At 68.0% G+C, this 12,242-nt stretch carries 10 protein-coding genes; 2 read left to right on the top strand and 8 right to left on the bottom strand.

Features of this window, described 5'->3' with window-relative positions; genetic code table 11:
• Positions 1-42 precede the first annotated feature (42 nt).
• On the top strand, positions 43-1,041 hold the full coding sequence (locus AC0Z42_RS20450) for a 2-hydroxyacid dehydrogenase (RefSeq protein WP_485470017.1): 999 nt from the start codon (positions 43-45) through the stop codon (positions 1,039-1,041).
• On the opposite strand, the gene AC0Z42_RS20445 is transcribed toward AC0Z42_RS20450, so the two are convergent.
• A complete protein-coding gene (locus AC0Z42_RS20445) occupies positions 1,042-1,389 on the bottom strand; it encodes a TfoX/Sxy family protein (RefSeq protein ID WP_485470016.1) in 348 nt (115 codons plus the stop codon).
• A gap of 76 nt (positions 1,390-1,465) precedes the next feature.
• Here AC0Z42_RS20445 and AC0Z42_RS20440 point away from each other — a divergent pair, with 76 nt between their 5' ends.
• The gene (locus tag AC0Z42_RS20440) at positions 1,466-1,693 is read left to right on the top strand and encodes a hypothetical protein (protein WP_485470015.1); all 228 of its coding nucleotides are present in this window, start codon (positions 1,466-1,468) and stop codon (positions 1,691-1,693) included.
• A gap of 11 nt (positions 1,694-1,704) precedes the next feature.
• On the opposite strand, the gene AC0Z42_RS20435 is transcribed toward AC0Z42_RS20440, so the two are convergent.
• The 7 genes from AC0Z42_RS20435 to AC0Z42_RS20405 are packed head-to-tail and all read right to left on the bottom strand — an operon-like array spanning position 1,705 to position 12,242.
• The gene (locus AC0Z42_RS20435; protein WP_485470014.1) at positions 1,705-2,517 is read right to left on the bottom strand and encodes a class I SAM-dependent methyltransferase; all 813 of its coding nucleotides are present in this window, start codon (positions 2,515-2,517) and stop codon (positions 1,705-1,707) included.
• 21 nt (positions 2,518-2,538) lie between these two features.
• A complete protein-coding gene (locus tag AC0Z42_RS20430) occupies positions 2,539-4,971 on the bottom strand; it encodes a glycosyltransferase (protein WP_485470013.1) in 2,433 nt (810 codons plus the stop codon).
• Positions 4,968-6,215 carry a TIGR04063 family PEP-CTERM/XrtA system glycosyltransferase gene (locus AC0Z42_RS20425; protein ID WP_485470012.1) on the bottom strand — a complete coding sequence of 416 codons (1,248 nt, stop codon included), beginning with the start codon at positions 6,213-6,215 and terminating at the stop codon, positions 4,968-4,970. Before AC0Z42_RS20425 ends, AC0Z42_RS20430 begins: the two co-directional genes overlap by 4 nt.
• 41 nt (positions 6,216-6,256) lie before the next feature.
• Positions 6,257-8,185 carry an XrtA/PEP-CTERM system amidotransferase gene (locus tag AC0Z42_RS20420; RefSeq protein WP_485470011.1) on the bottom strand — a complete coding sequence of 643 codons (1,929 nt, stop codon included), beginning with the start codon at positions 8,183-8,185 and terminating at the stop codon, positions 6,257-6,259.
• Between the two features lie 10 nt (positions 8,186-8,195).
• Positions 8,196-9,401 (bottom strand): TIGR03088 family PEP-CTERM/XrtA system glycosyltransferase, encoded by a 1,206-nt coding sequence (locus AC0Z42_RS20415; RefSeq protein ID WP_485470010.1) that lies wholly within the window; start codon positions 9,399-9,401, stop codon positions 8,196-8,198.
• A complete protein-coding gene (gene xrtA / locus AC0Z42_RS20410; protein ID WP_485470009.1) occupies positions 9,391-10,968 on the bottom strand; it encodes an exosortase A in 1,578 nt (525 codons plus the stop codon). Before xrtA ends, AC0Z42_RS20415 begins: the two co-directional genes overlap by 11 nt.
• Positions 10,965-12,242, bottom strand: coding sequence for a TIGR03087 family PEP-CTERM/XrtA system glycosyltransferase (locus tag AC0Z42_RS20405; RefSeq protein WP_485470008.1), 1,278 nt, complete (start codon positions 12,240-12,242; stop codon positions 10,965-10,967). Before AC0Z42_RS20405 ends, xrtA begins: the two co-directional genes overlap by 4 nt.

Raw genomic sequence — 12,242 nt, 5'->3', positions numbered from 1 at the left:
GCGTTTTGCGCCAGCGCACTACTCTTTTTCCCGGGATGCTCCATGAAAATCGCCTTCTTTGGCAGCCAGCCTTACGACCGCCGCTTCTTCGATGAAGCACTGCCATCCCAGCCTGACGCCTCCAGCATCGAACTGGTCTATCACGACGCCTTGCTCGCTGCCGACACCGCCATCCTGGCGCAGGGCGCCGACGCCGTCTGCGTGTTCGTCAACGATGTGCTCGATGCCACGGTGCTGAAAGCCTTGCATGGCTACGGCGTGCGCGCCATTTTGCTGCGCTGCGCCGGCTATAACAACCTGGACTTGCCAACCGCCAGGCGGCTGGGCTTTTTTGTCGCGCGGGTGCCGGCCTATTCTCCCGAAGCGGTGGCCGAACACACCCTGGCCATGGTGCAGACCCTGAACCGCCACACGCACCGGGCCTACGCCCGTGTGCGCGAGGGCAATTTCTCACTCGATGGCTTGCTGGGGTTCAACCTGCATGGCAAGACGGTGGGCATCGTCGGCACCGGCAAGATCGGCCTGGCCACGGCGCGCATCTTCAGGGGCTTCGGCTGCAAAGTACTGGGTCACGATCCGTTTCCGTCGCCTGATTTCGCCGGGCTGGGCGCCATGGTGGACTTGCCGCAGCTGCTGGCCGAAGCGGACATCGTCTCGCTGCATTGCCCTTTGCTCGACAGCACGCGCCATCTGATCGGCCCGGCCACCTTGCCGCTGATGAAGAAGGGCGCCATGCTGGTGAATACCTCGCGCGGCGGACTGATCGATACCGGCGCCGTCATCGAGGCGCTCAAGTCGCGCCAGCTGGGCGCGCTGGCGATCGATGTGTACGAGCAGGAAAGCAGCCTGTTCTTCCACGACCATTCGTCCGACATCATCGACGACGATATCTTCCAGCGCCTGATGACTTTCCCGAACGTGCTGGTGACGGGCCACCAGGGCTTCTTTACCATCGAAGCGCTGCGTGAAATCGCCGCCATCACCTTCCACAACCTCGATTGCTTCCGCAATGGCGGCGATTGCGGCAACAGCGTGGCCTGATTACGTTGGCGTCGCCTTCTTTTTGGCCGGCGCTTTCGGTTTCGGCAGCGGCAGGGCGTCGGTGGTGCGCCGCGCCAGCTGGACCAGCCAGTCGCGCTCGTCCCACTGTTCGCCGCCGATCAAGAACCAGTTCTTCGCTTGCGGATAGGGCGGCGCTTCCTGTGGCGAGCCTATCCAGTCGCGTCCGGCATCGGTAGGCTTGATATACAGCTGGTCGTCGGCGACAATCGCGAACATCTTGCCATCGCAATACAAACCTGTTTCGCCGAACATTTTCTTTGCCACCAGCGCGCCCGCGCCGGCCATCTGGTCGAGCAGGAAGTCGACCGTGCCTTGCTGTGATGCCATTATTCGCTCCTTGAGAGCGTCCAGTGTAGCGCAGAAATCGGCTACACTGCCTGGCTATCGTTGCAGGATCACCAACATGAACGCCATCGTCCACCACGGCATCACCATCGTTACGCTGGCCATCGGCACCGACGTCGCCAGTTGCTGCCTGCAGGGACAGACGGCGATTTGCGAACGGCTTGATGGCTGGTGGCTGTATTTTGTCGACAGCGACGGCAGCATCGACGGCTACGACAGCCCGTTCGCCAGCCATGCCGAAGCGCTGTGGGCGGCCAGGGCGGCCGCCGAGTTCAGAGCGCAATAGATGCCGCGCTATCAATTCAACGGCGCCAGCGCTGCCTGCGGCTGACGTACTTCAGGCGCGGCCGCATCAAACGCGTTTTCCTTCAACAGCCGCGCGCAGCCTTTTTCACACGCCAGCTGCGACTGGCGCAGCAGCGGCATTTCGCTGCGCCAGCGCCGCAGGATGGCTTGTTCGTCGCTGCGCGCGGCGTCGTCCAGGAAGACCGCCGCGCCCGGCGCCAGACGGGGAAACAGCAGCGGGCCGGCCGGGTAGCGGGCCAGCTTGCCGGTTGCCTGCGGCGGGCCGTCGATCACCAGCATGTCGATCGGCAAGCCGGCGGGCAGGTGGCCGGTGTCATACCAGGGCCAGATTTCACCCTGCAAGGAGTGCGCGCGCAGCGGTGCGTCGATCACCTGGGCCCAGGCAGACAGGCCGTGGCGCGCCAGTTCGGCCCGCGTCTGCGCCGCATACACGGCATCGTGTTCCAGGCTGTAGACCTGGCCGGCGCCCTGCAGCTGCATGCAGCGCGCCAGCACCACGGTCGAGGCGCCGCTGCTGCATTCGACCACCACCTGCGGCCGTGCCGATCGCGCATGGCGCGCCAGTTCCAGCAGGAAATCGGGCGAGCCGGCCCAGCCGCGCGTGCGCGGCAGGCTCCTGTCCAGTTGCAGCTCGCGCTGCAGGCCGTCGAGCGCCTCGAGCTGGCGAAACAGGGTGGCCGGCGCGCTGTCGGCCTGGTCGCGCAACTGATGCGCCAGCAAATGGATCAAACGGACCTTGTGCAAGGTCCAGGCGCACAGCAGCAGGACGAGGGCGAGCAGTACGGCAGCGAGGTAGTCGGACATGGAAGACCCTTTCTGGAAAAATCAGGTGACCTTGCTGATCACATAGCGGTATTTGCCGGACGCTTCGGCGGCGATCTCGTCCACTTCGTCGATATCGACCGCCACCTGTGCGCCCAGCCTGGCCTGGAAGCCGGCCACGATGACCGAGCGCGTCGGCGCATCGAGCTCAGGCAGGCACACCAGCAGCACGCGCGTTTGCAGCAGGCTTTCCTGAATGATCTTGAAGCTGCGCACCTGCGGCAGTTCGCGCAGGATATACACCAGCGCCAGGCCGTGCATCACGGTGCCGTCCGTAGCGGTCAGGAAATCGGTGCTGCGGCCCTCGATTCTTTGCAGCAGCGGCAAGCCGCGCCCGCAGCTGCAGGGTGCGCTGCCCAGCGCGCCGACGTCGCCGGTGGCGTAGCGGATGAAGGGGTAGTCGCGCGTGGCCAGGTGAGTGACGACGATTTCGCCCAGGCTGCCCGGCGGCAGCGGCTGGCCGGTGGCGTCGACGATTTCGACGATGATGTCTTCGGCCGTGATGTGCATGCCGCCGTGCGGGCATTCGTGGGCGATGAAGCCGGCGTCGCGCCCGCCGTAGCCATTGGCCACCGGGCAGCCGAAAGCATTGGCGATCTGCGCGCGCTGTTCATCGTAAAGGCGCTCGGAGGTGACGAAGGCGACCTTGACGCCCAGGCCGTCGAGCGCCACGCCGTGCGCGCCGGCATGGCTGGCGATGCGGCACAGCGCCGACGGGTAGCCGAACAGCATGCGCGGACGCAGGCGGCGCAGCCGTTTGATGAAGCCGTCGACCCTGACGGGCGACATGGCGAACGCCGGCAGCAGGGTGCTGCGCAGCAGCCAGTCGCGCAGGCGGCGCAGGCGGTCCTGGGCATGCAGTTCGATCGGCGAACCCCACAGCACCACCTCGCGCTCGCCGATATCGACGCCCCACCAGCGCGTGGCACGCCATTTGGCGGCGATATCGTGGCTGATGCGCTTGCGTCCAAGGAAAAACAGCAGCGGCTCGCCACTCGAGCCGCCGGTGGCGAACGGGCGCAGGCCGTCGGCGCGGTCCGACTTGAAGGCCTCGCGCGCAGCGTTGATATCGCTCTTGCGCAGCAGCGGCAAACGCGCCAGGTCGGCCAGGCTGTCGAGCTGGCGCGGATCGAAGCCGATGCGCTGGAACAGCGCGCCGTAATAGGGCACATGCGCGCCGGCGTGGCGCAGCAGGTGGCGCAAGCGCGCCAGGCGCCAGCGTTCGAGCTGCTGCGCGCTCCACCATTGCGAGCGCTCCATGCGGCGCAGCAGGCGCACGCTGTCGTGCCGCTTGAGCTTTTCGTGCAGCGGAAACAGCCAGTGGGCCACCAGCCTGACATAGCCGGCCGGACGCGGTGCGGCCAGGATGCGGCGGTACAGCGCCGCCAGTTGCGGCCCGACATGGCGCCAGTCGAACTGCGCCGCATGCGCCAGGCCGCTGGCTGCCAGCCGGCGCGCCAGTTGCGGCTCGCGCAGCAGGGCCAGCATGGCCTGCGCCATGGCCGGCGCGTCGCCGGGCGACACCAGCAGCCCGGTCACGCCGTGCCGCAGCAAGGCCGGTATGCCGCCCACATTGGTGCTGACCACGGGCACGCCGCAGGCCAGCGCTTCGAGCACGGAAATCGGCATATTGTCGGCCAGGCTGGGATTGAGCACGATATCGCTGGCCTGGTACAGCGCCGGCATGGCGGCGTTGGCCACATGGCCGGCAAACGTCACCGCTTCGATCACCTGCAGCTTGATGGCCAGGCTTTCCAGCGCGGCGCGTTCGGGACCATCGCCGGCCAGCACCAGCCGCGCGGCGGGAAACGCCTCGCGCACGATGGCAAACGCGCGCACCGCGCTGGCGTTGTCGTACAGCGCCTGCAGGTGGCGCGCCACCAGGATCACCGGGCCGCCAGCGGCGCGTTCGCCGGATGCCGGCGTGAACCTGCGCAAGTCGACCACGTTGGGCACGATATGGGCGGCATGGCCACCTTGTTCGAAGATCTGTTGCAGGAAGCGCGATGGCACGGCAATGGCGTCGGCGCGCAGCAGGCTGGCGTCGACCAGGCGCCGGTGGCGGGCAAAGAAGGTTGCCGCCTCGCCACCACGGTAATTGAGCAGCACGGGTTTGCCGCACAGGCTGGCGACCCACAGCGCCGGCGCACCCTGCAAATGCCAGGACCAGCCCGAATTGGCCATCACGTGGAACAGGTCGACCGAGCGGCTGGCGCGCCACAAGCGCCACAGGAAGACCGGCAGGCGCAGGGCCGCGCGCAGGTAGCGCACGCGCGCCAGCCACGCTGGCAGCACCTCGGCATTGACGGCCAGAAGTTCCACTCTGGCGCCTTCGGCGCGCAGCAGCGCCGCCAGTTGTGCGGTCTGGTTGGCCATGCCGCCGGCCGGCGGCGCCTGCGGGCCGACCAGCGCGATGCGCATGCCGGCGAGCATCATCTTGCGCGCTCCGCCGGCTGCCGCGCCATGCCGCTGGCCGTGCGTTGCGCACTGAGGCGCCGGTAGATGTCGGCGTAGCGCGCCACGCTGCTGGCCCAGCTGCGTTCGCGTTCCACATAGGCGCGCGCGCGGCGGCGCAGCAGCGGCCAGCTGGCCGGCTGGTCCAGCAAGGCCAGCACCGCTTGCGCCAGCGCAGCGGCGTCGTTGGCGCGAAACAGCACGCCGGTCTGGCCATCCTTGATCAGTTCGCGGTGGCCGCCGACGTCCGACGCGGCCACCAGCCGGCCCTGCGCCATCGCCTCGAGCGGCTTCAGAGGTGTCACCAGTTCGGTCAGGCGCATCGGCAGGCGCGGATACACCAGCACGTCGATCAGCTGGTAATACTGCGCCACCTGTGCGTGCGGCACGCGCCCGGCAAACACCACCTGCTGCGCAATGCCGAGCGTATCGGCCAACGCGCGCAATTGCGCTTCCTGCGGACCGCCGCCGGCCAGCAGCAGGCGCAGCCGTGGCGCCGCCGCCAGCATGCGCGGCATCGCGCGCAGCAGCAGCGCCAGGCCTTCGTAGGCGTAGAACGAGCCGATAAAGCCGATCACCGGGTGGCCTGCCAGTCCCATGCTCGCTGCCAGGCCTGGCTGCCGGGGCGCCGCATCGAAGGCGCCGACATCGACGGCGTTCGGTATCACGGTGATTTTGTCGGGCGGCAGGCCGCGCGCGCACAGGTCCTGGCGCAAGCCTTCGCAGATGGTGGTGATGGCGTCGGCGCGGCGCAGCGCGTGGTTTTCCAGCATGCGCGTGAGGCGGTAGCGCAGGCCGCCGGGACGGCTGCTGCCATGGTCGGCGGCCGCGTCCTCCCAGAAGGCGCGCACTTCGTAGACCACCGGGATGCCCAGTGCGCGCCCCACTCTCAGGGTGGCGAGCGCGTTCAGGGCCGGCGAGTGCGCGTGCAGGATGTCGGGTTTGTGCTGCAGCGCGAGCTGGTGCAGCCGCTGCGCCAGGCCCTGGACCACGCTCCACTGGCGCAGCACCGGCAGGTGCGCCCACCATTGCTGGCCGGGCGCGGTACGGTAAAAGTGCCAGCCGTCGATCGCCTGGTCCGGCGCGTCGGCCGGGCCCTGCTTGGCGCTGGTCAGGTGCAGGGTGTCCCAGCCCAGCGCGCGCTGCTGGGTCAGGATGGCCACGGTGCGAAAGGTGTAGCCGCTGTGCAGTGGCAGCGAATGATCGAGTATGTGCAGGATGCGCATGGCCGGTTCCGTATCAGCGATGGTGGCGGGCGGGGTGATGGTCAGGCGGTGGCCAGTTCCCGCGCCGTGGCGGCGGGCAGTGGCAGTACCTGGCGCAAAAACGACTCGAACATCAGCAATGACCACAGTGGCGCGCTATGGTCGCGCCGGCCCGAGCCATGCTGTTCGATCAGTTGTTCGACATAGTCCATGTCGAACAAGCCGCATTGCGCCATCACCGGGCTGGTCAGGCGCTGGCGCAGGCGTTCGCGCAGCGGTCCGCGCAGCCAGGCCGCCAGCGGCACGGAAAAGCCCATCTTCCGGCGGTACAGCAATTCGTCGGGCAGCAGCGGGCGCAGCGCTTTTTTCAACAGGTATTTGCCGGTGCCGCCCTGCAGTTTCAGCTGCGGCGGCAGGCCCGACATCCAGGCCACCAGTTCATGGTCGAGCAGCGGCGAACGAACTTCCAGCGCGTGCGCCATGCTGGCGCGGTCGACCTTGGTCAGTATGTCGCCGGGCAGATAGGTTTTCAGGTCCAGGTATTGCACTTGCGACAGCGGGTCCTGTGCCGGGCTGGCCAGGGCGTGGCGGCGCAGCACTTCGACCGCGCGGTAGCCCTGCAGGCTGCGCCGCAGTTCGGGGCTGAACAGGCGTGCGCGCATGGCGTCGCCGAGGATGCTGACGCTGTGAAAATAGGCGTCGGTGGTGTCGCGCGCCAGGCCCTCGAAGGTGGTCTTGGCGCGCAGGAAACGCGGCGCCCAGTCGGCCTTCGGGTAAAGCCGGCCCAGGGTGCCGAACAGCGAGCGGCGCAAACCGTGCGGCAGCATGGCGCGCACTTTTTCTTCGCGCGCATGCAGGCTGTAGCGCCGGTAGCCGGCCAGGCTTTCATCACCGCCATCACCGGACAGGGCCACCGTCACACGCCGGCGCGCCAGCTGGCACACGCGGTAGGTAGGCATGGCCGAACTGTCGGCAAACGGTTCATCGTACAGCGTGGCCAACAGGTCGATCAGTTCGAAATCGTCGGACTCGGCCTGCTGCGCGTGGTGCAAAGTGCCATAGCGGCGCGCCACCATGCTGGCGTAGCGGGCCTCGTTATAAGCCGGGTCGCCGAACGAGATCGAGCAGGTATTGACGGGCGCGGCGCTGGCGCCGGCCATCATCGCCACCACCGCGCTCGAATCGACGCCGCCGGACAAAAAGGCGCCCAGCGGCACTTCGGCCACCATGCGGATGCGTACCGCTTCGCGCAGGCGTGCCAGCAACTCATCGCCTGCCTGCGCTTCGCTGGCCGGGGCATGCGGTGCGAACGGTATATCCCAGTACTGGCGCGGCGCGGGTAGCGGCTGGCCGGCGCGGATGCACAAGGTGTGGCCCGGCGGCAGCTTGTGCGCATGCCGAAAGATTGAGCGCGGCTCGGGCACGTAGCCATACGCAAAATAGTCTTCCACTGCCAGCGGGTCGAGCTCGCGCGGCATGGCCGGGTGCGCCAGCAGCGCCTTCAGTTCCGAGCCGAAGGCCAGCGTGCCGTCGGTCAGCTCGCCGTAATACAGGGGCTTGACGCCGAGCCGGTCGCGCGCCAGGAACATCAGGTGGCGCCGGCGGTCCCACAGCGCAAACGCAAACATGCCGCGCAGGCGCTGCACGCACTGTTCGCCCCATTGTTCCCAAGCGTGCACGATCACTTCCGTGTCGCTGCTGGTACGGAACTGATGGCCGAACTGGCGCAGTTCGGACGTCAAAGCGCGATAGTTGTAGATTTCGCCATTGAAGACGATGGCCACGCTGCGGTCGGCATTGAACAGCGGCTGCTGGCCGCTGGCCAGGTCGATCACCGACAGGCGCCGGTGGCCCAGGCCGACGCCCGGTTCGCGGTGCATGCCGTCTTCGTCCGGCCCACGGTGGCGCAGGCTGTGGGTCAGGCGCGCCAGCAGTTTTGCATCGATGTCGCGCTGGCCTTGCAGATCAAAGATACCGACGATGCCGCACATGGAGGTCCTTTCAGGGGGAGGTGGAAAGCGGGGCAGGCGCTGGGGCGCCTGTCAGGCGGTCATACACGGCCAGGTAGGCGCCGGCCATGGCGGCCAGGCTGTGTTCGGCCAGCACCTGGCGCCGTCCGCGTGCGCCGTGGAGCGCACCCAATTCAGGCGAACGGTAGTAATCGAACAGCGCCTCGGCCAGCAGTTCGGGCGAGCGCGGCGGCACCAGCGCGCCGCTCCAGCCCGCTCGCACCAGTTCCGCATTGCCGCCCACATCGGTGGCCACCACCGGAAGGCCGGTGGCCATCGCTTCCAGAATGGTGTTGGAACTGCCTTCGGCCAGCGAAGGCAGCACGAACAGGTCCATGGCGCGCAGCATTTGCGCGACGTCGTCGCGTGCGCCGGGCAGCCAGGCCTGGTGCTGCACGCCGGCCTTGGCCAGCAGGTCCAGGCAGGCCTGGCGGCAAGGACCATCGCCGACGATCATCAGGCGCAGGTGCGCCCGTTCGCGCGGCCCCAGTTTTGCCAGCAGCAGCAAGAAGGCCCGCACCAGCGATAGCTGGTCTTTCACGGCCGCCATGCGGCCCACGCTGCCGATCACATACGCACCAGGGCACAGGAAGCCGGCTGGCCCCAGCACGGCAGGCGGGCCCAGGCGCGGGTGAAACTGCACGCTGTCGACGCCATTGCCGATATGGCTGACTGTGGCGGGCGGCGCGCCGATGGCCTGCACCAGCCACTGGCCCAGGTCGGCGCTGACGGCGATGAAATGCCGGATCAGCGGGCGCATCAGCTTGCGCAGCAGCCGGTATTTGCGCTTGTCGCCTTGCAGGTCATCGATGTCGCGCCCGTGTTCGCCATGGACGCGCAGGCGCACGCCGGCAATCGCCGCCAGCAGCTGCGCCTCGATGCAGCCGAGGTTGCGCGTATGCACCAGGCTGGGCCGCAGTTGCCGCAGCAGCCGGTACAGGCGCAGATAATGCGCCGGATCCTTGCCTTCGCGCTTGCCCAGGCTGATGACCTCGACCCCGGGCGCGCTCAAGCGCTGGCGGAAGTCGGTGGCGTTTTTCAGGCAAACGATGGCGTGCCGGTAGCGCCCGGGCGGCATATGGTTGATCAGGTTGACCAGGCCGTTTTCCAGCCCGCCCACATCGAGCTGGTGGATGACATGCACGATCAGTGGCGGTGCGCCGGCCGCCGCGCTGGCGTCGAGGGGTTCAATGCGCATGCGGCAGCTCCCCCAGCGCCTGTTCGATGCCCGGCAGCGCCGCCTGCAAAAAAGCTTGCAGTTGCGCGCGCGGCGGCGGCGCCAGTTCGTCGTAGGCGGTCGACACCATGATGTCGGCGCCATCCTGGCGCGTGCCCAGCAGCTTGCCGCGGGCCAGCAGCAGCTTGACCAGCGCCGGCCTGGCCGTCAGCACGCCTCCCTGCTGGTAGCTGCGCCAGACCAGCACCCGCTCGCTGCCATGCGCCAGCACGGTCTCACGCATCTGCAGCACGCCTCCTGGCAGGTCCAGGCTGCGCGTCTGCTGCGCCAGCGGCAGCCAGTGCGGCCCGAACGGCAGCACCTGGTGTGTCAGCAGTTCGGCATTGCGCGCCTGCTGCGCATACCAGGCCAGTTGCAAGCTCGCCTGCATGGTTCCTTGCGCATACGTCGCACCCGTGCGCAGCGGTGCACCGGCCAGTGCGGCGCTCCAGTCGGGTGCCTTGCCGTGTTCGAGGCGCCAGCCTGGCGGCGTCGGCAAGGCTGGCGCGGCCAGCTGGCGGCCGGCGGCCGGCGCTTCCTCGCTGCGCCAGGCCAGCGCCGGCCAGGCGGTGGCGATCATCACGCAGGCGGCAGCGGCCCTGACGGCGGCCAGCGGGGGGGCGGTGCGCGCTGGCGGCACCGGCGCGGCGGCGGCCACTGGCACCGGCGCGCGTTCGCGCCAGCGGCCGGCGAGCAGCAACAGCAGCAACATCACCAGGCCGAAGAACAGCCAGCCATAGACCAGGTGATCGACGCCGACCGCCAGGCGCATGTCACTGTGGTGGCCCAGCATGACGATCAGCCAGGCGCGCACGCCGTTGGCCAGGATCGGCACCAGCAGCGCGCAAGCCATCACGGCCAGGCGCCGGCGCATGCTGCGAAAATGTAAATGGGCAAATAACGCACCGAGGGCCAGCGAGGCGATCACATAGCGCAGGCCGCTGCAGGCCTCCACCACCGACCAGTTACCGCTGGGCAGTGAAAAATAATTGCCGTCCCTGAACACGGGCACGCCAGACAACTGCAGCGCGCCCACCGTGAAGCTGGCCGTGAAGTCGATCAGCGGCGGCAGGAATACTTCGCCAAACGGTACTGCCAGGAACAGGTAGCCCAGCGGAAAAGCCAGCAGGCGCATGGCGGGCCAGCCGAGGATGGCCAGCACGCAAGCGGGCAGCATGGCGGTGGCCGCATATTGCTCGGCCACTTGCACATAGGCCAGGTCGGCCAGCAGCCACGCCGCGCCCAGCACCAGCAGCAGCGCCACGCCCGCCATCGATGGCCGCGGCGGCAGGGCGGCCAGGCGCGCGCGCTGGCGCCAGGCCAGCCACAGGCTGATCGGCACGATCAGAAAACCGTGGGCAAAGGTCTGCGAGCGCGACCACGTTTCAAGCATGCTCCAGAAGGTGGCATGGTACAGCAGCACGATGGCGGCCATGGCCAGCAGCAGGGCCGGCACGCCATGGCTGGGCGCGGTGGGCGCCGCTACTGGCTGCGGCTGCGGCTGCGGCGCAGGCATGCCGGCGGCGACAGTGCGCGAGGCCAGCTTCACGGAGCCGGCTCCGGTTGCGGCTGCAGGCCGGCCCGGCCTGCAGGCAAGGCGCTGGGCCTGGCGTCGAGCATGGCGCCCAGACCCTGTAAATTGCGCTCCCATTGATAGTCTTGCAAGATCATCTGGCGCGCCGCCACGCCCATCGCCGTGCCGGCGCTGTTGCCCGGCTGGGCAGCGGCGCGCAGCACGCGCGATGCATGGTGGATGAACTCGGCCTCGTCGCGCGCCAGCAGCAAGTCCTGGCCGGGTCGGGCCGCGATGCCTTCGAGCGCCTGTGGCGAGGCCAGCACGATCTTGCCCATCGCCATCGCTTCGAGCACCTTGTTCTGCACCCCGCGCGCGATGCGCAGCGGCGCCACGGCAAGGGTGGCGCCAGCCAGCCAGGGCCGGATATCGTCCACCGCGCCGGTCACTGTCACGCCGGCAACCTTGGCCAGGGCCTGCACGCGCGGCGCCGGCCGGCTGCCGACGATATAAAAAGCCAGCTGGGGAAACTGGCGCCGCAGGGCCGGCCACACATGACGCACGAACCACTGCACCGCATCGATATTCGGCCAGTAATCCATCGCGCCGGTAAACACCAGCACCTGCAGGCCGGGCGGATACGGATCGGCCTTGCAAGCACCGGGCGCAAAATAGCCGCTGTCGACGCCGTTATTGAAGTGCCGCGTCTTGCGCCGCGCCATCGGCGCGCACAGGCGAAACAGCGCCGCTTCGGCTTCCGAGACAAAGCTGGCGGCCGAGAACTGCTGCGCGATATGGCGTTCGTATTGCAGCAACTGCTGCGCCTCGCGCTGGTACAACTGCGACAGAGGCCACGGCTTGCTGTCGGCATACTGGCGCCATTTGTCGGAATCGACGTCGACAAAGTCGATCACGCGGTGCAGGTGGCGTGCGCTGCTACCGTCGATGTACTGCGCCATGGGACCCGAAAACGCCAGCGCGTGGCGTACTTTGCCGGTCGCCAGCAGGCCGTCGACCCAATCGAGCAGGCGCTCGTCGCGGTAGTACTGCACGCTCATGGCCTGGCGCGACAGCAGCGCCTGTACCGCGCGCCAGCGCGCCGCCGTCAAACGCAGGTCGATAAAGCGCGTGCTGGCGCACAGGGCGGCCACCTGACGCGTGTATTGCCAGTCGGCCTTGTCGTCGATAAAGCAGCCCAGGTGCACGCGAAAATGCCGGCTCAGGTATTGCAGCATATGCCAGGAGCGGATCTTGTCGCCCTTGTTGGGCGGATACGGTAGCCGGTGCGCGAGAAAAAGCAATTCGCGCAT

Source organism: Janthinobacterium sp. 1L-D-8-B-C4, assembly GCF_057291295.1.
The sequence above is the reverse complement of the archived record's forward strand: the minus strand, read 5'-3'. Positions and strand labels throughout refer to the sequence as shown.